The 22,639-nt window shown below is 60.5% G+C and carries 20 protein-coding genes; 12 read left to right on the forward strand and 8 right to left on the reverse strand.

The window, feature by feature from the left end; genetic code table 11:
* Positions 1–179 precede the first annotated feature (179 nt).
* The 3 genes from JO015_21820 to JO015_21830 all read right to left on the reverse strand — a co-directional run bounded on the left by JO015_21820 (position 180) and on the right by JO015_21830 (position 2,649).
* The gene (locus JO015_21820) at positions 180–584 is read right to left on the reverse strand and encodes a pyridoxamine 5'-phosphate oxidase family protein (GenBank protein ID MBW0001744.1); all 405 of its coding nucleotides are present in this window, start codon (positions 582–584) and stop codon (positions 180–182) included.
* Between the two features lie 463 nt (positions 585–1,047).
* The gene (locus tag JO015_21825; protein MBW0001745.1) at positions 1,048–1,557 is read right to left on the reverse strand and encodes a ferritin-like domain-containing protein; all 510 of its coding nucleotides are present in this window, start codon (positions 1,555–1,557) and stop codon (positions 1,048–1,050) included.
* A 54-nt stretch (positions 1,558–1,611) separates the two neighbouring features.
* Positions 1,612–2,649 carry a cysteine synthase A gene (locus tag JO015_21830; GenBank protein MBW0001746.1) on the reverse strand — a complete coding sequence of 346 codons (1,038 nt, stop codon included), beginning with the start codon at positions 2,647–2,649 and terminating at the stop codon, positions 1,612–1,614.
* A 187-nt stretch (positions 2,650–2,836) separates the two neighbouring features.
* On the opposite strand from JO015_21830, the gene JO015_21835 reads away from it, so the two are divergent.
* The 5 genes from JO015_21835 (at position 2,837) to JO015_21855 (ending at position 7,055) form a co-directional block, all read left to right on the forward strand.
* Positions 2,837–3,901 carry an Mrp/NBP35 family ATP-binding protein gene (locus tag JO015_21835; GenBank protein ID MBW0001747.1) on the forward strand — a complete coding sequence of 355 codons (1,065 nt, stop codon included), beginning with the start codon at positions 2,837–2,839 and terminating at the stop codon, positions 3,899–3,901.
* Between the two features lie 80 nt (positions 3,902–3,981).
* A complete protein-coding gene (locus tag JO015_21840; protein ID MBW0001748.1) occupies positions 3,982–4,197 on the forward strand; it encodes a hypothetical protein in 216 nt (71 codons plus the stop codon).
* A gap of 80 nt (positions 4,198–4,277) precedes the next feature.
* Positions 4,278–4,823: a bifunctional pyr operon transcriptional regulator/uracil phosphoribosyltransferase PyrR gene (gene pyrR / locus JO015_21845; protein MBW0001749.1), complete on the forward strand. Its 546-nt coding sequence runs from the start codon at positions 4,278–4,280 to the stop codon at positions 4,821–4,823.
* An 11-nt stretch (positions 4,824–4,834) separates the two neighbouring features.
* Complete coding sequence (locus JO015_21850) at positions 4,835–5,785, forward strand: aspartate carbamoyltransferase catalytic subunit (GenBank protein ID MBW0001750.1); 951 nt, start codon at positions 4,835–4,837, stop codon at positions 5,783–5,785.
* Entirely contained in the window at positions 5,778–7,055 is a 1,278-nt protein-coding gene (locus JO015_21855) for a dihydroorotase (GenBank protein ID MBW0001751.1), read from the forward strand. Before JO015_21850 ends, JO015_21855 begins: the two co-directional genes overlap by 8 nt.
* Positions 7,056–7,198: 143 nt before the next feature.
* On the opposite strand, the gene JO015_21860 is transcribed toward JO015_21855, so the two are convergent.
* Complete coding sequence (locus tag JO015_21860; protein ID MBW0001752.1) at positions 7,199–8,284, reverse strand: hypothetical protein; 1,086 nt, start codon at positions 8,282–8,284, stop codon at positions 7,199–7,201.
* Between the two features lie 375 nt (positions 8,285–8,659).
* On the opposite strand from JO015_21860, the gene JO015_21865 reads away from it, so the two are divergent.
* The 6 genes from JO015_21865 to JO015_21890 all read left to right on the forward strand — a co-directional run bounded on the left by JO015_21865 (position 8,660) and on the right by JO015_21890 (position 18,039).
* Positions 8,660–9,958 carry a SpoIIE family protein phosphatase gene (locus tag JO015_21865; GenBank protein MBW0001753.1) on the forward strand — a complete coding sequence of 433 codons (1,299 nt, stop codon included), beginning with the start codon at positions 8,660–8,662 and terminating at the stop codon, positions 9,956–9,958.
* On the forward strand, positions 9,955–10,392 hold the full coding sequence (locus JO015_21870; protein ID MBW0001754.1) for an ATP-binding protein: 438 nt from the start codon (positions 9,955–9,957) through the stop codon (positions 10,390–10,392). The genes JO015_21865 and JO015_21870 overlap by 4 nt, the downstream gene beginning before the upstream one ends.
* A 121-nt stretch (positions 10,393–10,513) precedes the next feature.
* Positions 10,514–11,899: a sigma-54-dependent Fis family transcriptional regulator gene (locus tag JO015_21875; protein ID MBW0001755.1), complete on the forward strand. Its 1,386-nt coding sequence runs from the start codon at positions 10,514–10,516 to the stop codon at positions 11,897–11,899.
* 120 nt (positions 11,900–12,019) lie between these two features.
* On the forward strand, positions 12,020–12,238 hold the full coding sequence (locus JO015_21880; protein ID MBW0001756.1) for a hypothetical protein: 219 nt from the start codon (positions 12,020–12,022) through the stop codon (positions 12,236–12,238).
* 73 nt (positions 12,239–12,311) lie between these two features.
* Positions 12,312–15,224, forward strand: a complete 2,913-nt coding sequence (gene uvrA, locus JO015_21885; GenBank protein MBW0001757.1) for an excinuclease ABC subunit UvrA — start codon at positions 12,312–12,314, stop codon at positions 15,222–15,224.
* A gap of 376 nt (positions 15,225–15,600) precedes the next feature.
* Complete coding sequence (locus JO015_21890) at positions 15,601–18,039, forward strand: tetratricopeptide repeat protein (protein ID MBW0001758.1); 2,439 nt, start codon at positions 15,601–15,603, stop codon at positions 18,037–18,039.
* 38 nt (positions 18,040–18,077) lie between these two features.
* Here the strand turns inward: JO015_21890 and JO015_21895 are convergent, their stop codons facing one another.
* The 3 genes from JO015_21895 to JO015_21905 all read right to left on the reverse strand — a co-directional run bounded on the left by JO015_21895 (position 18,078) and on the right by JO015_21905 (position 20,889).
* The gene (locus tag JO015_21895; protein MBW0001759.1) at positions 18,078–18,650 is read right to left on the reverse strand and encodes a GNAT family N-acetyltransferase; all 573 of its coding nucleotides are present in this window, start codon (positions 18,648–18,650) and stop codon (positions 18,078–18,080) included.
* Between the two features lie 32 nt (positions 18,651–18,682).
* The gene (locus tag JO015_21900; protein ID MBW0001760.1) at positions 18,683–19,759 is read right to left on the reverse strand and encodes an alanine--glyoxylate aminotransferase family protein; all 1,077 of its coding nucleotides are present in this window, start codon (positions 19,757–19,759) and stop codon (positions 18,683–18,685) included.
* Between the two features lie 65 nt (positions 19,760–19,824).
* Positions 19,825–20,889: a hypothetical protein gene (locus tag JO015_21905; protein ID MBW0001761.1), complete on the reverse strand. Its 1,065-nt coding sequence runs from the start codon at positions 20,887–20,889 to the stop codon at positions 19,825–19,827.
* Positions 20,890–21,299: 410 nt separating this feature from the next.
* Between JO015_21905 and JO015_21910 the strand changes: the two genes are divergently transcribed.
* The gene (locus tag JO015_21910; protein MBW0001762.1) at positions 21,300–22,007 is read left to right on the forward strand and encodes a hypothetical protein; all 708 of its coding nucleotides are present in this window, start codon (positions 21,300–21,302) and stop codon (positions 22,005–22,007) included.
* Positions 22,008–22,207: 200 nt separating this feature from the next.
* On the opposite strand, the gene JO015_21915 is transcribed toward JO015_21910, so the two are convergent.
* Entirely contained in the window at positions 22,208–22,588 is a 381-nt protein-coding gene (locus JO015_21915; GenBank protein ID MBW0001763.1) for a VOC family protein, read from the reverse strand.
* Positions 22,589–22,639 lie beyond the last annotated feature (51 nt).

Here is a 22,639-nt window from a genome sequence, read left to right on the forward strand (position 1 = left end):
GGGTGCAAAAGCTGGCGCAGCGCAGAGCAGCGGGCGTGCCAAGGCCTAAAAGAACCATAAAAAAGGGGTTTTACCAGAGGGGCGGGCCCGGGCCGGGCGGGCCCGGCCGGCCCCCGCTAGGCAAAAAGGCCCTGCCCCCGCCCTTCCTGACCCGGAAAATTTTGCCGTGCGTGCCCGCTTCAGGCAAAATTCCACTGTTCCGTGTGCCGGATATCGATTCGGAGCAACGCCAGGTCCGGATCGGAAACGCCCTGCGGGAACCAGCGGCTCAGTTCCGTCGTCCAAAGTTTTTGGAGCAATTTTTGATCGTGGACCACCTGAGCTTGTCCGGTAACGGACACGTATGCTTCCTTTTCAGGGGAGGCAAACGTGACGTTCACCGCCTGGTGCTCCTGCGCTTCGGCAACCTTCGGCGTGTGTTCTTTGGTGATAAACCAGAGCGCATCCTGATCCAGGCCGGCGCACACCATCGGTCGCGAACGTAACCCGCCGTCCTTCTCCTGGGTGGTTAACATTGCCACCCGGATACTTTTAACTGCCTCGCCGAGAGCTTCGCTTGCGGAGGGTTTCGAATCTTGAGCCATAATTGCTTTCCGTGGATTCCCTGGAAGGTGAGGGCATCCCATGTTCGGCCGGTCCTGCAAACTGGATGTAACCGGACGGGCGTGCCGGAGGCGCGTCACGAGGCCAATCCCCCTACGGCCGCCGTGTGACCTTAATCTGTGTCAATCTGTGTAATCTGTGGATGCTTTCCTCTTTTCTGCCTTCTCTGCGTGTTCTGCGGATGATTTAATCTTTCCGCCGTGGTCGCCGTGGCTCGCCGTGTTCGCCGTGTGAACTCTTACGTCGTGCCCGCCACCCCCGCTGTGGCCGCCGTCCCGAGCTTCGAACCCCCAAACGCCAGACTTTACTCGGCACCCGCCACTCCCCTTCTTCATTTGGGGCATTCGAAAAAGAAAGGCGCATTCCTGGAGAAAGCGCCTTTCCGATTAACCGGTGGCTCCCGTGAGGGCGACCGCGGTTAATTTATGATTTCCTCTAAGCTTATCACCTGGACGCCGCTTGCTGGTTAACGCGGCTTTCAGCGATTTCCGTCAATTTCTTGTCTGCCTCTTTTTCCTCGTCTAACGTTTGTTCAAGGATCTGGGAAATCTGGTTTTCACCGACCTGCCGCGCCAAAGTGCGAGCCGTGCCGTACCCGGCCATTTCGTAATGTTCAACCCGCTGAGCGGCGCCGATCAACCCGGCATCAATCACATTCTTATCGCCCTGAGCCTTCACGAAGTGCTGGCCTTCCGTGACCAACCCCTTCATCGCTTCACAGGTTTCACCCTGCGGTTTTTCGCCGAGCTGTTCAAATATCCGGTCCAGACGGGTCACGTGCTCCTGGGTCTGGTTCAGGTGCATTTCGAAGGCCGACTTCAACTGAGAAGAGCCGGCGGCCTCAGCCATCTTAGGCAGCGCGTCGACCAGCTGGTTTTCGGCACTGTAGAGGTCCCGCAACTCCTCAAGCAGAAGATCACGAACGGAATTCAACTTAAGGGATGTAAATCTCATAACGTAATGGTTCGCACCGCCCCGGCCTGATGGTCGTTTTACGAGTACGTCAGGTTAAAGCCGGTCCAGAAATTCGAGGCCCGTCGCCTTCGGTTCCAGGTTTTTCGCCTTCAGCCACTCGGCGTTGAACAGGCGGGAAAGGTAACGGGCACCGGAATCGCAAAGGATCGTGGTGATCAACTGGCCGGGGCCATAATCCTTCGCCGCCTTGACGGCGCCGCACACGTTGATGGCCGAGGACATCCCGAGAAACAACCCTTCGTGCCGCAAGAGGTGGTAAACCATTTCGATCCCGAGGGCGTCCGGGATCCGGTAGGCACGATCGACCTCGATTCCTTCAAGATTTTTTGTTACCCGGCTCTGGCCGATCCCTTCAGCAACCGAATCACCATCATTGATTTCGGTGTGGCGATGGGTAAACCAGGACCACATCGCCGCCCCGTAAGGGTCGGCGCAGATGACTTTGATCCGGGGATCGCACTCCTTCAGAAAAATGCCGGTCCCGGCCAGCGTTCCGCCGGTGCCGATCGAGGCCACGAAGGCAGTCACCCGGCGATCGGTCTGTTCCCAGATTTCCGGCCCGGTCGTTTGGTAATGGGCGCGGCGATTGGCCAGGTTATCAAACTGGTTGGCCCAAAAGCCATTCCCGGTTTCCGCCGCCACCCGCTCCGATACGCGGATGTAATTGTTCGGATTGCTGTAAGGCGCATCCGGGACGGTTCGGACTTCGGCGCCCATGGCACGCAGGCCCTCGATTTTCTCCTGCGACACCGTTTCGGGCACCACGATGATACAATGGTAACCGCGCGCGTTTCCCACCAGCGCCAAGCCGATCCCCGTGTTGCCGGCGGTCCCCTCGACGATCGTGCCACCGGGGGCCAGCGCTCCCGACTTTTCGGCTTCGAGCACAATCCCAAGCGCAGCCCGATCCTTTACAGATCCCCCGGGATTCATAAACTCTGCTTTACCGTAGATTTCAGACCCGGTGGCTTCGGAAAGGGCATTGAGGCGGATCAAGGGTGTGCGACCGATCGCCTCAGAGAAACCGGCTGTCCGGAATCCGAGGGCAGAAACGCTCAACTCTGGCTGCATCCGTGAAGGGTACATCATTCCTGCGGTTGTGACAGACCGACCTGCACGGCGGCCCGGTGCCGGCGCCGCGGCACGTCCGGCCCGGCCTCCGGCTGGTTTAACTTCGTGAAATTCTGAAGTTCAATGCACATCCCCTGCCATACCCTTCTGCGTACAGTTAGGGGCTGCACTGGGACTGATTCTTGCTATGCCTCGCCTTTCTGAAGCTGATATCATCGATCGCCTGCGTCACGTCAGGTTCCCGGGTTACAGCCGGGATATCGTCAGCTTTGGACTGGTGCGGGAAGTGAAAGTTGCCGGCGGCGACGTTCTGGTCCGCCTGAACGTCGCGACCAACAATCCTGCCGTCCCGCAGCAGCTGAAAACCGACGTTGAACAGGCCGTCCGGGGCATGGTAGGGGTAAGTTCGGCGAAGGTCGTCATCGATATCAGTACCCCCCCGGAAACGGGCGGGGCGACGCCTGGAACGACGGCCATTCCGGGTGTAAGATACGTGGTCGCCGTTGCCAGCGGCAAAGGTGGCGTGGGCAAATCGACGGTGGCCGCCAACCTGGCGGCGGCCTTGCAGCAGAGCGGAGTCAAAACCGGCTTGTGCGACTGCGACATCTACGGGCCGTCCATCTCGCTGATGTTCGGCGCCACCCACGAGCAGCCGATGGCCACGGCGGAGGAGGTCATCATTCCGCTGGAACGCTACGGGATTAAACTGATGTCCATGGGTTCGCTTCTGGAAGATGATTCACCGGCGATCCTTCGGGGGCCGATGGTGACCCGGGCAACGCAGCAGTTCCTTCGCCAGGTAGACTGGTCAGGGCTCGATTACCTGGTTCTGGACCTGCCCCCGGGCACCGGCGACATCCAACTCACGGTCGTCCAGACCGTAGCTCTCAACGGCGCAATCATCGTCACCACCCCTCAGGAAGTGGCTTTGATCGACGCCCGGAAGGCTAGCGCGATGTTTGCCAAAGTGAATGTCCCGGTGCTGGGGATCGTCGAAAACATGAGTTTTTTCCTGAGTCCCAACGATGGAACCGCTTACCACATTTTTGGTGAAGGAGGGGGCGCCCGGGAGGCCAAACGGCTGCGTGTTCCTCTGCTGGGCCAGATCCCGCTTGACATTGAAACGCGTGAAGCCGGTGATCGGGGCATGCCTATCGTTTTTGAGAATTCCAAGAACCCGGTGGCGCAGGCATTTATGCGCATGGCCGCACAGCTGCGACAACAAATTGAGGAGCTTCCGCACACCCGGTAACCCCTTGGTTGTCTATGGCCAGGTTACTAATAAAGTCGTTGACTTCGCGCTCCGGGCTCTCCCAAAATAGAGAATCATCCATGGAACCCCCACGGGAAGATGCAACTGAACTGGTAAGAAATTCTGTCTTGTACAAAGAATTCCTGGCCGAGCGTGAGGAAATCCTGCGTCACAAATGGATTGAAAGCGAAAAAGCCGGTTACGACATCGGCTTTGAGCGTGCGCTGCTGGATTGGATCGTGAAGTACCGATCGGCCTGGCGTGAGAAACGCCAGCGCCAGATGAAAGGCTCCTGAGATCCTCCCGGCTGAGTTAAGTCTTTGGCCGGCGCGTCTCGTTTGAATTCGTCCGGTAAGATCCTGCAAGCAGGTTAGGCATGGTTCATACGCTCACGATCCTGGACGCCGGTGAAATTGCTCGCGCGTTGCGCCGGATGGCCGGTGAGATCCTGGAGCACAATCCCGATCCGGCTGCTTTTGCCCTCGTCGGTATCCCTTTGCGCGGGCCTGAACTCGCCCGCCGTCTTGCCGATTTGATGATGCAAATCGAAGGGCGCCGCCCGCACGTCGGGGCGGTCGATGTGTCGATGCACCGCGATGACCTGAAGCTGCGCCGGTCGTTGCGAAGCGTTCATCCGACCGAATTGCCGTTCCAGGTCGAAGACCTTACCCTCATCCTGGTGGATGACGTTTTGTTCACCGGCCGGACTTGCCGCGCGGCGATGGATGCGATCTCATCTTTCGGGCGCCCCGCCCGCATCCAGCTTGCCGCCCTGCTGGACCGCGGTCACCGGGAGCTGCCGATCCAGCCCGATTACGTCGGGAAAAGTATACGGACCGCACGCCACGAACTGATCAAGGTCCGGCTGGAAAGTATCGACCACGAGCCTGATTCGGTTCACCTTCAGAAGCCCGCACCGTGAACACTCCGGATTTGGCCCAGGCCGTTGATTGGCGGCGGAAAGATCTCCTGAATATCCGCGAGCTCGAACGGTTTGAAGTCGAAACCATCCTCGACACCGCCTCCGCCTTCAAAACCGTGGGGGTGCGGGACATCAAAAAGGTTCCGGCCCTGCGTGGGAAGACGTTGATCAACTTTTTCGTCGAGCCGAGCACGCGGACCCGCATTTCGTTCGAACTGGCGGCGCTACGCCTCAGCGCTGACGTGATTAACATGTCGGCGGCCATGTCGAGCCTGCAAAAGGGTGAAACCCTCAAGGACACAGCCAGAAACCTGCAAGCCCTGCAGGCGGACATCATTGTCCTGCGGCACGCCTCGGCCGGCGCCCCCAAGTTTCTGGCGGAACGTCTCGAAGCGAGCATCATTAACGCCGGAGACGGCGCGCACGAACACCCCACCCAGGCGCTGCTGGATGTCTTTACCATCCGGGAACATTTTCAGCGGGTGGCCGGCCTGAACGTGGTGATTGTGGGCGACATCCTTTTCAGCCGGGTTGCACGCTCAAACCTGTGGGCCCTTAAAAAACTCGGCGCCAACGTCATCCTGGTCGGGCCGAACACCCTGGTTCCGCGCAATTTCGAAGAAGTGGGCGTATCGGTGGCACGTTCCCTCGACGAGGTTCTACCGTCGGCCGACGTCGTTAACCTGTTACGCATCCAGCATGAACGGCAGCGGAAAGAGTATTTCCCCAGCTTGAACGAATACGTCCGCTTTTTCGGGTTGACGAAAGAACGGGCCGCCCGCCTGCGGCCGGGTTGCCTGGTGATGCACCCGGGGCCGATCAACCGCGGCGTTGAGATCGACAGCGAGGTCGCGGACGGGCCGCAGAGCGTCATCCTCGAGCAGGTCACCAATGGATTGGCGGTGCGTATGGCCGTGCTCTATCTGTGCAGCACCGCTGCGCGGCAGGCTGCACATGAGTAACCTGATTATTCGCCAGGGCCGGATCATCGACCCGAGTTCCCGCCGCGATGAGATCGCGGACTTGTTTGTGGCCGCCGGCAAGCTCAGTGCCGATCCGCCTCCGGACCCGGTCGAACTTATCGACGCGTCAGGTTTGGTGGTGGCGCCGGGCCTGATCGACATCCATGTTCATCTGCGAGAGCCGGGCCAATCGCATAAGGAGACGATCGAGACCGGCACGGAGGCGGCTGCCGCGGGCGGTTTCACCTCCATCGTTTGCATGCCGAATACCAGTCCGCCGCTTGATAATCCGAGCGGTGTCGCCTGGGTGCTTGACCGGGCGAAACGGGTCGGAACGGTCAACGTTTACGCTACCGGCGCGATCACCAAAGGATTGGCCGGTGAAGAAATGGCCCCGATCGGGTCCATGGTGCAGGCCGGGGTGGTGGCCATCACCGATGATGGCCGCTGCGTGCAAAATCATGAACTCATGCGGCGTGCCGTCGAGTACGCCAGGATGTTTGATCTGGCCGTCTTCGATCATTGCCAGGACTATTCGCTCGTGGGCAACGGGGTGATGCACGAAGGACGATGGAGTACGATCCTGGGGCTGCCCGGCTGGCCGCGCGCCGGTGAGGAACTCATCGTGATGCGCAACCTTCTGCTGGCTGAGCTCTGCGAGACGCGCATCCACTGCCAACACGTCAGCTCCGGGGGAAGCGTGCGGCTGCTGCGGGAGGCACACCGGCGGGGCGTGCCAATCTCAGGCGAACTTTGCCCGCATCACATTGCCCTGACCGACGATTCGATTCGTCATTTCGATACCAATTACAAGATGAACCCGCCGCTGCGTACGCAAAAGGACATCGACAGTCTTTTGGAAGCCGTGGCCGACGGCACCATTTTGGTGTTGGCCAGCGATCACGCCCCGCACGCCGCGTTCGAAAAGGAAGTGGAGTTTGACCAGGCGCCGTTCGGCATTCTGGGCCTTGAGAGCGAACTGGGTTTGTTTCTGACCTTGTTGATCCACCGGCACCGCGTGATTGACCTGCCGAAGCTGATCGAGATGTACACTGCCCACCCTGCGAAGCTTCTTCGCCTCGCCAAGGGCACGCTCCAACCCGGCGCGGACGCGGATGTCACCCTGATCGACCCGGACCTGGAATGGACGTACCGCGTAAAGGAGAGCCGCTCGAAATCCCGAAACTCACCGTTTGAGGGCTGGCAGCTCAAAGGGCGCGCCGTGCGCACGATCGTCGGCGGAAAAACCGTCTGGCGACACGAAAAGTGATACCGTTCAGACAGTTATCTCGGTAGAGTGCCGGCCCAGGGGGGCGTCGGCTCCGAAGAATGCGCCGTACCCGGTTGAATCGGCCGTCCGGCGGGAATGCCAGGGGGGCGTCCCCTCCTGCGCCCCCGTTTCAGCACCCAGACTTATTCCGAGTCGTCTGGCGGCGGCACCGGCTGAACCGGCTGGCTGTATCGATCCGGCGGCACGGAACGGTAAGGGTAATTGTAGGAATCCGGCGAACCCCGTCCCTGTTCGTAGGCCTCACCGGTAGCCTCAAGCGAAATGGTGTCCTGGCCGGTAAACTTCTTCTGGAACCACCCACCGATCCGCCGGGCAGCCCGCTCGGTCTTGTTCACCACCGTCTCGCCGAAATGCACCACCGTTTCGCCGTATCGATGCGCTTTGCCGGTCAAACTTTCGTCCTGCTGAGAGTAGGTACCGGGGTTGTAGTACGAGTACGAAGAGTCCGGAGGCGGCGCTTCCGAATACGTATTTTGCTGGGCGTAATAACGGCCGCGCCCATCCGGGTAACTCCGGCTGGAATCGTCGTCGTAGCCGCGAACTCCGGACGTCGTCGCGGCGTATGCTCCCTGGCCGGCCTGCGAACCAGGCCCGGGCGGAGTCGGCATCGCGGCGTAAGCCTGGTCCGTCTCATGGGTTCGCAAGGCGGGTGACACGGGTTTTCTGGGCACCGACGCGACGCTGCTGACGGGAACCCAGTCTCTGGCGGCAAGCACGTTCCCGTTGTCAGCGGCGATCTTTACCGTCCCGACGAGACGCTGCTGTTCGTCCAGCAGGGCAACGGTCCACACCGGCTTGCCCGAGACCGGGTCGGAAGTCAGCGTATAGTCGAGCGCGTCGAAGCCGACGTGGTGGCGCCGCGCTTCCGTTTCCGCGACGGTGAATGCACCGTCCGAGTCCGTGTTCAGGTTACTGAGATCGATCGGCTTGCCGCCGGGACGTTTCACGGGAGCGCGCTCGGCGTTGATACGATTGGCGACGACGTCAAATTCGCGCAAGCCACCGCGTGCCCCCGGGTCCTCGACCAAGACCGTCCAGTTGATCGGCTGGGGGTGTCCGGAGCGACCCGAAATCGCCACGACATGGTCGAGGGACTTTTCACCCTGCTTTACGCCGATCGCCCGCAGCGCCTTGTACGCGGTATCCTCGGCTCTTGCAATCGCACCGACGCCCAGTAAGACCGACGAAATCAGAACCAAACGCCTCATCACAATCTACCCTTTTAAGGCGAGTCCGGCCCATTGGCCAGAAAAAGGTTCGGCGTTCGGCGTTCGGCGTTTGGAGTTCGGGGCGGCAGCGTACCGGGCGTGGTGCGGTCCCTTTTTAATCTGCATAATCTGCGTAATCCGTGGATGATTTCTCTCTTCTGCGTCCTTCTGCGGATCCGCCGCTCGCAGCCCTGCCGCCTGGCACGATGTGAGCGTGGGCGACGGATAATCGTCCTTCCCGCCGTGTTCGCCGTGTCTCGCCGTGGCGCCGTGTGATTCCTCTCCGCTGCGGCCACCGTGTGCCCGAACCCCGAACTCCTCTCTCTGCGGCCTCGACCCGGGCCGGAGAATTGTTTAGAGTCCTTTCTGAATCTGATGGAGGATCGCAGCGGCACAACGCTCACCGACAAGGACCTGGAACGCTCAGTCACGCTCTACAAGGGGTTACTCGAGGTCAGCCGGCTGATCAGTTCAATCACCGATATGGACGAACTGCTGGCCGCGATCCTGGACGTTGCCCGGCGCGTGATGGCGGCTGAAGCCAGTTCGTTGTTCCTGGTCGACGAAAAGACGGGCGATCTCGAGCTGACGATCGCCCGCGGCAAACGCCCTGCTGCCGCCGCGTCGCTGCCGATTAAGGTTCCGCGCGGCAAAGGCATTGCCGGCTGGGTCCGGCAACGGCGTCAGAGCTTGCTGGTGGAACACGCTTATGATGATCCGCGGTTCTATCCGGAAATGGACCGGTCGACCGGGTTTATCACCCGCTCGCTGATTGCGGTGCCGCTCTTCCAGGATGCGCAGGACATCGGCGTGCTGGAAGTGCTTAATCCCTTGGGGAAACCGGCCTTCGACGACCTCGATCTCGAGGGTTTCCAAGCCTATGGCGATCTGGTGGCGACCTCGATCCAAAAGTTGCGTCTGATCAAGCGCGAAGGTGAACGGCGGCAATGGGAAAAAGACCTGGTACTTGCCACGGAGATTCAGCACTCGTTTCTGCCCGATGTGCTTCCGTCCACTGAACTGCTGTCGCTCGCAGCCCATTACCGGCCCGCTAAAGACATCGCCGGCGATTTCTATGACGTCTTTGAACGTGACCCAGGCGAATTTTACTTTGTGGTCGGCGACGTTTCGGGTAAAGGCGTTTCGGCTGCGCTGATGATGGCCCAGGCGCTCAGCATGCTCCGCCTGATCGTGCATTCGGGCATGTCACCGGGCGCTGCGCTTGCTCGCTGGAACGGCCGGATCTGCCGCCGGACGGTTCGCGGCATGTTTATTACCGCCATCCTGGGCCGAATCCGTCCCGAGCAAGGCCTGCTTGATTTCGCCGCGGCCGGGCACGTCGGTCCTTTGCTGCGGCAGGCGAACCTGGAAATTCGGGCCCCGGCCATCGCGGCAGCGCCTCCGCTCGGAATCGTTTCGGATCTTGAGTTTCCCGTAAACCAAATCAAGTTGTTGCCTGGAGACCAGGCCATTTTCTATACTGATGGCCTCGTGGAATCTTTTAATGCCGCACGGGAGCCGTTCTCCTTGGATCGGGTCAGGGCCTTGCTGGCGAGACCCTACGGCCGAGGAGGTGCGGAGATCCTCGATGCGCTAATGACGGAAGAAGCGATTCACCGCGGTAAAGTGCCACCGCACGATGACCTCACGATTTTAGCCATTGGTTTGAAATGAAGAAGAAGATCGAGTTTGCGAGCCACCCGGCCAATCTCTGGCTAGTCCGGCATTGCGTACGACAGTTTCTTCAGGATCATTCATTTACGAGCAGGGAAATCGATCTGATGGTTTTGGGCGTGGATGAGGCATGCACGAACATCATTCGCCACGCTTACCATCTGGCGGAAGATCAGCTGATTTGTCTCTCCCTGGAATCCTACCAGCAAGGAGTCCGGTTCCGCCTGCGTGATTACGGCGAAGGCTTTGACGGTACGCGGTACACCAGCCGGTCTCTGGACAGCCCGCGTCCCGGCGGCCTCGGCATGCACCTGATCCGGCATGCGTTCGACCACGTTCACTATCTGATGAAGCGAAAGGGCACCCTGCTGGTCCTGACCAAATTCCAAGGCAAGACCTCCGCCGTCGCCGCATCGACCGCGCTGGCGGGTTAAATGCCGTGAACGGCTTTTTTCGTGCAATCTTATGAGGCAAAAACTGCCGGGCGCGCCACAAATCACGGGGGACTTTCCGCCATTTGTGGCATTTTTCCGCTTGTGGCATTTGTGGCATTAAATGCGTGAGACCAAGCCCAGGGTCCTGATTGCTGATGACCAAAGCGATATCCTGAACGCTCTGGCGTTCATCTGCTCTGAGGAAGGGTATGAAACGATAACCGCCGATTCGCCGCAGGCGGTATTGGCCCTGGTGCGCTCAGGTGAGTTCGACCTGTTGTTGATGGACATGAACTTCGACGTCCGCGAAACGACCGGTGAGGGCGGGCTCGAACTCCTCCGGCAGGTTTTACAGCTCGACTCGCTCCTCAGCGTCGTGGTGATGACCGCCTACGGTTCGATCCCGCTCGCCGTTAAGGCGCTTCACCTCGGGGCCAAGGACTTTCTGCAGAAGCCGTGGGAAAACGAGCGCTTGCTGTCCATTCTGCGGACCCAGCTGCAGCTGCGCCGGGCCTTGCGCCGGCACGCCCGTCTGGAGGCGGAAAACCAGATTTTACGCCAGGCACAAACCATCCGGCCCGCGAGTTTCATTGCGCATTCGCCGGCCATGGAACGCATTGAGCGCGTCATCCGGCAGGTCGCACCCTCCGACGCCAACCTCCTCATCACCGGGGAGAACGGCACCGGCAAAGGGGTCGTGGCGCGCGCCATCCACCAGCTTTCGCCGCGGGCGCAAGGGGCATTTATCAGCGTCAACATGGGTGGACTGCCCGATTCCCTTTTCGAGAGCGAAATGTTCGGCCACGTAAAAGGCGCGTTTACCGATGCCCGCAGCGAACGGGTCGGCCGGTTCGAACTGGCGGACAACGGGACGATTTTCCTTGATGAAATCGCCAACCTGACCGCGCCGCAGCAGGCCAAAATCCTCCGCGTCCTGGAGACCGGCGAATTTGAGAAGGTCGGATCATCCAAAACCCTGCGGGTGAATGCCCGGGTCGTGAGTGCAACCAATGCCGACCTGCGGGCTGAGATTGGCGCCGGCCGGTTCCGCGAGGATTTATTTTTCCGGCTTAACACGATCGAGATTCACCTGCCGCCGTTACGTGACCGGATTGAAGACATCCCGGCCCTGGCCAATTACTTTCTTGACGAACTCGCGCACCGTTACCGTAAAGAGATCACGGGTTTAAGCCCGGCCGCCCTCGAACGGCTCAAGCGGCATTCCTGGCCGGGCAACGTCCGCGAATTACGGCACGCGCTTGAGCGTGCGGTGCTCCTCACGGGTGATGGGGAGATCAAAGCCGAAGACTTCGGGCTCCAGGGGCCGGGCCCCCGAGCCGCGTCCCTGGACGACATGGATCTGGAGTCGGTCGAAGCGCACCTGATTCGTAAAGCCCTTGATCGATGCGAAGGCAACGCCCTGCAGGCAGCCGAAATTCTAGGGCTCAGCCGCAGTGCTTTCTACCGGCGCCTGCAAAAGCACGGGATCAACCCAAAACCAAAGTAAGATGGGTTTGGAACATGATTGAAAGGTGCTCGGAATCGGGTAGGCTGCCATGCCGTGTCTGCTGGCGAACAAACATCGGCGGGAAACCCGATCGAGCAAGACCCTCGGCTGGTTGAATTCGTGGCTGCTTTCCGTGAATCGAAACATTATCTCCTGAATTCGGTAGCCATTTGGATGGCGCAGGCCGAACTGGGCAGCCGGAACCCTGATTTTCACGAAAAACTGGCTCAGTCGATCCTTGAACGCTCCGAAAAGCTGGTCGCGTTGACGCGGGAGACCGAGGCCAAGCTGAAGGCCTTTGTGCCTTACGGATGCGACGTAAGCCCGTCCCGGCATTAGCCGGTGTTCAACGGAATCCACTTTCCGCAGCCTACCGGTTGTGCTTTTGTGAGCATTTACCGGTTTTCGCCCGATGGCAGCTGAGAACATTCGTATCCAGGGTGCCCGCCAGCACAACCTGAAAGGGGTCAACGTCGAACTCCCCCGGGAACGGCTCGTGGTGGTCACGGGCCTGAGCGGCTCGGGCAAATCTTCGCTCGCCTTTGATACCTTGTACGCCGAAGGGCAACGGCGGTACGTGGAAAGCTTGTCGGCCTACGCCCGCCAGTTTCTCGACAAGATGGAGAAACCGGAGGTGGATTTTATCGAGGGGCTGTCCCCGGCCATCGCCATTGAGCAACGAGGCTCGGTTGCCAACCCGCGCTCGACTATTGCGACCACCACGGAGATCTTCGACTACCTGCGGGTTCTTTACGCCGCCATCGGCCAGCCGCACGACCCCATTACAGGCGAGAAGGTCTTCAAGCAGACGCCCCAGCAGATCGTCGACCAGATCATGGCTTTCCCGGAAGACACACGGGTCCTGGTCATCGCCCCGGTGGTACGAAACGAAGCGGGCGAGTTTCGCGACGTGTTGGAAAAGATCAAACGGGAGGGTTTCGTACGCGTCCGGATCGACGGGGAGATCCTGGAACTGGCCCGGCCGGAGCCGATCCGGCTCAGCCGCAACGTGCAGCATACGATCGAGGTGGTCGTGGACCGGCTGGTAATGCGGGAAGGGGTCCGCCCGCGTTTGGCTGATTCGGTCGATACCGCTCTACGCTGGGGCAACAATCGCGTGATCGCAGCCCGCCAGCGGCCCGGCGAAACCGGCTGGGAAGATATCCCCTACTCGACGGGTTATTGTAACCCGAAGACCGACTTCATCCTGCCGGAGCTCACCCCCAAGCATTTCTCGTTCAACAGCCTGGCCGGCGCGTGCCCGGCGTGCCAGGGGTTGGGCAGCGAAACCTTTTTCGATCCGGACCTCGTGGTTCCAGACCTGAAAAAGTCCCTGGCCGCAGGCGCGATCGCACCCTGGCGCAAGGCGCCCAAGAGCCTCCAGGCCTTTCGCCAAACCCTTCTTAAAGCCCTCCTCCGGGAGTTCGGGGGCGACCTGGAAACACCCTTCGAGGAACTGCCCAAGGACCTGCGCGGGGCTGTCCTTCACGGGACCGGCAACCGCGCAATTTCTTTCGAGTTCGGGGGTAAGGAGGTGAATCAACCTTTTGAGGGTGTGCTCGAGCAACTCGACCGACTGTTGGCCGAGACGGACAGCGAGGCGACCAGAACCCGTCTCAAGGCGTTTCAAAACCGGCGTACCTGCCGCGTCTGCCACGGGGCGCGGCTGCGGCCTGAGGTCCTCGCCGTGACGCTGGCGGACGAGCATGGCTCCGAACAAACTATCCATACGTTCTGCTCCCTGACGATCGGCAAAGCCCAGCGTTTTCTCGAGGAGATCGCCCTTTCCAAGCAACATCGGCTGATCGCCGCGGAGGTACTCCGCGAGATCTGGAACCGGTTGACGTTCCTGGTCGAAGTGGGACTCGGCTACCTGACCCTTAACCGCGAGAGCGGCACCCTCTCCGGGGGCGAGGCGCAACGAATCCGGCTCGGCACCCAGATCGGCTCCGGGCTCGCCGGCGTCCTTTACGTGCTGGACGAACCCAGTATCGGGCTGCACCAGCGCGATAACGACCGCTTGATCGCGACGTTGAAACGGCTGCGCGACCTCGGGAATACCGTCGTGGTGGTCGAACACGACGAGGATACCATCCGGGCCGCCGATTACGTGGTCGACCTCGGCCCGGGTGCCGGTCCCCGGGGCGGCCAGATCGTTGCGGCCGGATCGGTGGCCGAAATCGAAGCCAATTCCGATTCACTCACCGGCCAATACCTTGCGCGCCGGCTCACCATTCCCGTACCGCGGACGCGCGTGCTCCCGAAAGGGCTGCTCTATAATCAAGGCCAGCCGCCTGCACCCGGTGCGGACGGATGGCTTACCGTCGTCGGGGCCAGGGAAAACAATCTCCAGGACCTCACCGTTTCCTTTCCGCTCGGTTGCCTCGTGTGCGTTACCGGGGTGTCGGGCAGCGGTAAGTCAACCCTCATCGACGACATTCTCCGGCGCGCGTTGTTCCGGTATTTTTACAAAGCGAAAGACCGCCCCGGCGAACACAAGACAATCATCGGCCTCGACCAGATTGATAAAGCGATCATTATCGACCAGAGCCCCATCGGGCGTACCCCCCGCTCGAATGCCGCAACCTATTCGGGGGCGTTCGGTCCCATCCGCGACTTGTTCAGCCAGCTTCCCGCCTCGCGCGTGCGCGGGTACGACAGCGGCCGTTTCAGCTTTAACCTGAAGGGGGGCCGTTGCGAGAACTGCCAGGGTGACGGCGTGATCAAAATCGAGATGCATTTCCTGGCCGATGTTTACGTCCAATGTGAAATCTGCCACGGCGCGCGTTACAACCGGGAAACCCTGGAAGTCACTTACCGTGGCAAAAACGTTGCCGACGTGCTGGCCATGTCGGTGGACGAAGCGGCCCGGTTCTTTCGAAATGTCCCGTCCGTGTATGACCGGTTAGCGCCGCTGGTTGATGTGGGTCTGGGTTATCTGACGCTGGGCCAGTCTGGCACGGAGCTGTCGGGTGGCGAGGCGCAAAGGGTCAAACTGGCGGCAGAACTGGCCAAGAAAGCGACCGGTCGCACCCTGTACATTCTGGACGAGCCTACGACCGGGTTGCACTTTGCCGACATTCACCAGCTGCTCGGGGTACTGATGAAGCTGCGGGACCAGGGCAACACGCTGGTGGTCATCGAGCATAACCTCGAAGTGATCAAGTGCGCAGACTGGATTATTGATCTGGGACCGGAAGGCGGTACCCAAGGCGGACGGCTGGTCGGGCAAGGGACCCCGGAGCAGCTGGCAGAGATCGGCGAGAGCTACACCGGTCAATACCTCCGCAGGATGCTGGTTGAGGCGGCAGGCCGGGTCAGATGAGGCCAACCGTGAGCTGCTTCGCGGCTGAAGCGCCCGGCGGGGCGGGTAACGGGTAACGGGTAACGGGTAACGGGTAACGGGTAACGGGGGTCGGGTAACGGGGGTCGGGGGTCGGGGGTCGAGTGTGGAGTGTGGAGTGTGGAGTGTGGAGTGTGGAGTGTCGGGGGTTGTCCCGGGACGGTTGACCTTAGCCATGGACTTGAACGTTTGGTGCGAGTTAACGTTTCCCGTCTGAATGGGCGCAAATAAACAGGCCCCGAAAGTCGATTTCAGCCCCGAAGGGGCGGCAGATCATAGCCCAGGGTTCCGCCCTGGACTATGTTCCCGCGCCCCTTCGGGGCTGAGGGCCGTTGCCCTTCAGCTTGCTTCTATCGCCATGCTGGCAGCCACCAGCCTCGCCGGATCGGCCGGGGCCGGGCAAACCGGCGATCTCCTGGCCGAGGCGGAGCGGGCCGCCCGGGAAGGTGTGATCGAGGTGAGCATCATCAAACTTGAGCAGTACCTGCAGGGTTCGCCGGATCCGGCGTCGAGCCGTCGAGCCAGGATGCTGCTCGCGGAAGATTTTCTTAATGTGCGCAAAGGGACCGAAGCCCTGCGGGTTCTTGCCGGCCCGGATCTGCCTGTGCCCGAGGCGGATTTCCTGCGCGCGCGCGCGGCTTTGCGCCTGCAGCGCTGGGATACGGCGGAGAAAACCTATACACGACTCCTGCAGACGGCGCCCGAGCCCGCTCTACAGGAACGTGCGCGGCTGGGATTGGCCGCAGCCAGGTACGGCGCGAAAGATCTCGACGGCGCGTTGAAGGTGCTGGATTCGCTGCTGCAGGCGCCGGCTCCTTTAAACGAGCGCGCCGTTTTGCTCGCGGCGCAGATCTGCCTGGAGCAGGCACGCTTTTCGGATGCGCAAGCGTGGCTGGACCGCCTCGGAAATCCGGGACCGCGCGAGGCCATTCTGCGCCGGTGCCTGCAAGGTGAACTGTTCCTGAAGCAGGGACATACGTCCCAGGCCCGGCAGGCGTTTGAGGACGTCGTGAATGCGACCACCGGGAAAACGGGGCGCGCCCTGGTCATCGCTCAGACGGGCTTAAGCCAAATCGACCTGGCCGCGCAGGATTTCGAAGATGCGGAAACGCGAATCGAAAAGGTTATCGCCGACCAGCCCCGCACCCCGCTGCTGCCGCAGCTTTTCCGGACGTTATTCAATATCTACACGCTCGAAAGCAGCGCTTCGGGCAGCGATCTTGCCGGGTGGTCCGCAGAGGATCCCGCGGTCGCCGGCCCCGAACGGCCTGCTTACGCCCTCTTTTACCTGGGTAAGCTGGCCCAGAACCAGGGAGCGGCCGAGCGTGCGCATGACCTGTTCAAGCAGACGGCACAGCGTTTTGCGGACCAGGCTGCCGCCTCCTTGGCGATGATGGAACTGGCACAGGATGATTTATCGGCCGGACGGACGGATGAAGCCATTCGCCGGCTTGCCGGAACCGAACCCCAAAAGCTCGGGAACGAAGAGAGAACCGCCTGGTGCGCTCTGCTGGCGGAAGCTTACGCGCATAAGGGATCATTCGACCAGGCCCATGCGGCTTACGGCCGCGCCCTGGAAACCGCCGGCGGGCCAACCCGCGCGCGCGTCCTGTACAACATGGCCCTTTGTGCGCTCCGGCTCCGCAAAGACCAGCTGTTTGCCGACGACCGGAAAGCGCTCCTGGAAGCTGATCCCGAATCGGCGTGGTCGGGGGAACTGGAATTTCAGAAAGGCCGCTTGGAGGCGGCGGCCGGCGACCGGCGCGCCGCCACGCAAACGCTCCGCCAGTTTCTGGCGCATTACCCCAACCACGCGCGCGTTTCAGAAGCGCACCTGCTTCTGGCCGAGTGCACCTATCAGGCGAAACCCGTGAATTTCACCCGTGTCGCGGATGAGCTGTCAAAAGATGTTCCGGCCGACCCCAAGCTGACAGAACAAAAAGAACGCCTCGCCTTCTTTGCCGCGGCTGACGACCCTGACGCATCGTTAACCGACGCACCCCGCCTTGCCGAAGCGTTCTTTGCGCATTACCCCACGTCGCCGGCGCGCGCGGAGATTCACCTTAAACTCGGCGAAGTGTACTTTCAGGCGAATGATTACGCCAACGCGCGAACCCAGTTCGAGCTGGTCCCCGACGAACAACCGGAATCGCCTTTGGTGGAAGCCGCACTTTTTCTGGCGGGTGAAGCCGCGCGCCGCAGCCTGAACCCGTCGTCTGTGGACGAGGCAATCGCGCTCTTTGAGGAAGTGTATAAACTCGGGGGCACGCTTCGTTTCCAGGCTCGGCTTGAGCAGGCGTACGCCAAGCGCCAGGTTCATCAGGAAAGTGAGGCGATCACGCTCCTGGACGACCTGCTGGCATTGAAACCGCCCGCCGACATACGTCTTCAGGCGCTCGAGGCGAAGGGTCAGGCCCAGTTCGCCCTCGGGGCGCAGGACCCGGCATCTTACCCGCAGGCCAAAGAGACGTTCGCAGCCTTGGCTAATCCTGAAAACCCGGTGGACTGGCGCCAGCGCGGTTTATACCAAGCCGGTAAGTGCTTCGAAAAACTTGGCCGGCCGGATGATGCTTTGGCTGCCTACTACGACACGCTGGACCTTGTTGGTACAACCGGCGATCAGGTCTGGTTTTTCCGCGCCGGATTCGACGCTGCGCAAATCCTGGAGCAACGCCATGCCTGGAGCTCAGCGGGAGCCGTGTACGAGAAACTGGCGAATACCCGCAGCGGGCGAGCCGCAGAAGCCAGGGAACGCCTTACAAAGTTGAGGCTGGAACATTTCCTCTGGCCGGACTGAAGCCGAGTTCGCCGCGGGACAAACGGCCCAGCCCCCCTTCAGTCCAGGGGACGATTCGTTTCGGCCGCAACAAACGCCACCGCTGCCTTTCTGCGAGGTTCACCCAAGGTGCGCCCCAACGCCAGTTGCAGATAACCGTCCGCCGTCGCAAAACCGAACTGGCGGAAAACGGACGCGGATGCTTCCGACGCGCTGACCAGCAGCAACGAAACGCCCGCTTGCCGCGCCCACAAAGCCGCATTTTCCAGCAGATCGCGCTGCAGGCCCCGGCTCCAGAAGGTTCGGTCAACGTGCAAACCGCTCAGTAAAGCCTGGCTGTTCGGTTCGCCCTTCGGCGCGGGCAATCGCAGTATTTTTTGAATGCAGACCGTGCCGACAAGGTGTTCGCCGACGTCACCGACGATGATCCCCCAGTCGCGATCTTTGAACTTGTCGGCCAGGAACGCCGAAAATGTGTTGGCGAACTCATCGTAATCCTGGGCCGGCGATTGGCCGCCGCAATCCTCCCACCGTAACCGGATTATCTCGGGCAGGTCACGAACGGTAGCCTGACGAATCAGCACCGACCGGACACGACGATGGGTGGCGGGAATCGGAGTCGCATGCTTCATGCGATTCAGTTACGACCGCCCACCGAATAAATTTAACCGCGCAAAACCGCGCTCATCGCTTCAAGCAACGGCTTCATGCTCGCAACCGTCTCATCCCCCATGTTGGAAATGCGGAACGTGTGCCCCTTAACCTTGCCGTACCCGCCATCGATCTGAAAACCGTGCTCCTGGCGCAGCCTCTTGACGAACGCGGCAACATCAATGCCACGGTTATTCCGGACGCAGGTCAAGGTGACCGATCGGAACCCTTCCCTGGCGAAAAATTCAAAGCCGTTGGAGTCCACCCACCGGTGCACAAGCGCATTCGTGTCCCGGTGACGCTGGTACCGGGCTTCCAAGCCTTCCTGAAAGATGTCTTCCAGCTTGGAACGAAGCGCATAAATGTGGGGAATCGCCGGCGTGCTCGGCGTCATAAACTGCTCCGCATTTTTCTTGAATTCGATCAGGTCGAAATAATACCCGCGATCCGGAAGCTCAGCCGCTCGCCGGTAAGCCTTCTCTGAACACGCGAACAGCGAAAGGCCGGGCGGCAAGGCAAGGGCTTTCTGGCTGCCGGTCAGCATCAGGTCGATGCCAAGCTGGTCCATCAAAATGGGCACCGCCGAGAAAGACGAAACCGTATCGACGATAAACGCCACCTCCGGGTAGTTGCGAACCACGGCGCTGATTTCCGTAAGCGGGCTCATCACACCCGTTGAGGTCTCATTGTGGATCAGCGTCACGGCGTCAAAACGGCCCGTGGCAAGCCGGCGGTCGACTTCAGCCGGGTCAATCGGCTCGCCCCAGTCGACTTGCAGCGGCTCGGCCGGTTTGCCGCAGCGTTTGGACACGTCGTACCACTTGTCCGAGAAAGCGCCGCACATGCAGTTCAGCACACCCTTCTTCACCAGGTTGCGCACGGCGCCTTCCATGATGCCCCAGGCGGAGGATGTCGAGAGCAACACCGGCTGCTGAGTACCGAAAAGGGTCTTCAGGCCAGGCATGAGCCCCTCGTACAGCGCTTTGAAATCGTTGCCGCGGTGGCCGATCATCGGAGCCGTCATGGCGGCAAGCGTCCTGGCGGAAACCTCGACCGGCCCGGGAATGAAAAGCTTAACTGGCTGAGACATCGTCCGGTTACATTGACGGTCCCCGTTCCAATCTCAACTGAAAAGCGATGACGCGCAGCGGCGACCTAATACAGGGGCAAGCTCAGGTTCTTGCCGGCGTCAACGAACATCTGGCGCAGGTGATCCCGGATCAGCGTAGGCTCGGCGCCCAGGGTCAAATTCGACTTGCTCGAATCCCAGGTATGGCTCCAGTCGACACTGGCATTGACACGCGGCACCAGCGGTAACGGGCCCAGGGACTCTTCCGGAGGCTCCAGGCAGAACAACTTGGTCTTGCCCCGCAGATTCTTCGGCGTTTGTGCCGCGGTTGCCTGCTTGATTTGGTACTTCATGCAGGTGATCTGGTGCAGTTCGCGCACATAGACCGCGTCCGAGGCCTTATTGATGCCGCCGATCAGGATATCATCGCCGCGCGGATCGTTGAGAAGTACGAAACTCACGCGAGCCCGCATGGCGCCCTGGATCCAGGCCGCGGTCTTCTGCAGCGGCCAGACCTCGGTGCCGCCCACGGAGGCATGCACCGAACTCGACAGGGTTTGCTTCTTTTTCTCCTCGGACGTGAGGGTGCCCTTCGAAGACACGCGGTAAAGGATGACGGGCAGGTTCTTCTCCTTCAGTTCGATCGCCGTGTTGTAGGCCATCAGCGCAATCTCGAGCATCTGGTCTGCCGTGATGTCGACTTTGATGATATTGGGCACCGTCTTGTAGATGGGGATCCTCTCCTCCACCGTTTCGTCGACCACCCTTTTGAATTTTCGCCCTTTAACGTCGGTCTTCTCAACTGTGATCTTCTTCCCGGTCTTCTTTACGGAAACTTTTACCCGATCAAGCACTTCCTTAGTCCCGCGCTGCTGCATGTGGACGGCCTCTTTGTGAAACTCGCTTCCCACTTCATGCTCCATCGCCAACGGGCGCACGGCCGTCGACACCTCGCTTACCTGAGACAGCGTGGACGGATCATTGTCGAGCCAGCCGCGCTGCATGACCAGGCCCAGCACCTGCTCGCCCGATATCGACCAGGTGGCCTTCTTGAGGTCCCTCTCGTTCAGGAAAAATAGAAAGTTGTTGCGCGTTTTCCACTTCGCCTCACAGTCTGCGCTGCACCAGGGGTGCATGCCGCCTTCCTCCACAGTTCGGTAAGGAACCTCGTTTCCGCAGATCACACATTTCATTTCATGCCTCCGGGGGTTGCTGGTAACGGCACACGATCACCACGCCATAATTGTTAGTCATAGGAAATCGCTCTTGGCCTTCCGAAGCGTTGGCCCCGAAGATGAAGCCAAAAGCGTGCGTTTCCACGATCGCAGATGAGCGTAATGATGGGGAGGTGCAGAAGTCAAACACGGGCTTTTTCAGGTTACGGTTCTGCCCGTAGTTTTGCCTTGGCAGGGTAATAGAGTCTTAAGGGTAGCTTGCCTCAACGTTCCCCATTCTCACGCGCCTCCTACACCGAACCGTGCCGCCCGCCGCCTGAGCATGATCTGCGGTCTTCTTTTCTGCTGTTGCCGGTCACCCCGAACGCTTATGTAAGTTTCCGGCAATGATGTCGCGGTCAGAAACAGCCCTGCACTCCAAACTTAAGCAAGTCGTTGCCTTTTGGGCGTACGAGCGGGGCTTTCGCAGCCTGGCCTTTGAGGTTGCCGCCCCTCGTTCTTCCTTCCGGGTCGACGTTGCGGCGTACCGGGCCTTCCGGAACGCGGACGCGGATTTCTGCCCGAGCGCGCTCGTGGCGGTTTTCGAGTGCAAACAGGCGCGCAGCGATCTTTTGAAGGACAACCGGCGCCGGAACCGCCTGCAGGAGCAGTTGGCCGCCTTGCAACAGCGGCGGATCGATCTGGAGCGCCTGCTGCGGGTGCACCATCCGCACCTCTGCCGCGGCGATTCACTCTTCCCTGAGTACGATACCTTCGACACCAGCCTCCTTGAGCATCAAGGCTACCGGCTGACGATCGATAAAATCGCCCGGATTCACCGGCAACTGCGTGCGGGGACCAAGTTCGACCAGATGGGCCGTTACGAACTGGCCGACCTGCATTACCTGGTCACGCCGCCTGATTTGATTCGTGCTGAGGAAGCGCCGGTCGGCTGGGGTCTGCTGGAACTGCAACCCACGGGCGAACTCGTCGAATCGATCGCCGCCCTGCGCTTCCGGTGTCCCGACCGGTTACGCTGGCTGGAGCGGATCGCGAAGTCGGCAACGGCAGCCCTCCTGAAAAATGCCATCAACTCAGTGCCGAGTAACGGGTAACGGGTAACGGGTGCAAGGATCGAAGCGGCCGCATGAGTGCCGGAGAGCGGCGTACGATGCCACCTTGTTCTGTGTCAATCGGTGTAATCTGTGGATGATTTCTCTTTTTTGCGTTGTCCGAGGGCGCCGCGGATTTTTTTCTTTCCGTGGCTTTGGCGTGTAACCGCACCCGCTACCCGTCACGCGTTACTCGCTACCCGTCACTGCGTACCGGAACCCGTTTTCCGTTTGTGAATGATGAGCGTATTGCCTTCCGAATCAAACACGCCGGCCATACGGCAGACCGGCGTCTCCATCGGTTCAAAGATAAACCTGCAACCGCGCTCCTTTAACTCCCGGATGGCCTCTTCAAAATTTTCCATTTCAAGCGCGACGGTACCGCCGTCACCCGATGGTTTGAATTGTTCGACACCGAACCCCAGGGCCAGCACGCCCGGTCCAACCTCGTATTCGACCCACGCCATCCCGTGACCTTCGTGAACCACGCTCGGCGTGAGGCCGAGAACGCCTTCATAAAACTCCCGGGCCCTTTGCACGTTGGTCACAGGATTAACGGTGAATGCGAGTTCGACGATTTTCATAAGGCATCACGATGGTAAGTGAAAAATTTCGGGATCGGCGCAAGCTCCGAC

The organism is Verrucomicrobiota bacterium, assembly GCA_019247695.1.
GTDB lineage: Bacteria > Verrucomicrobiota > Verrucomicrobiia > Chthoniobacterales > JAFAMB01 > JAFBAP01.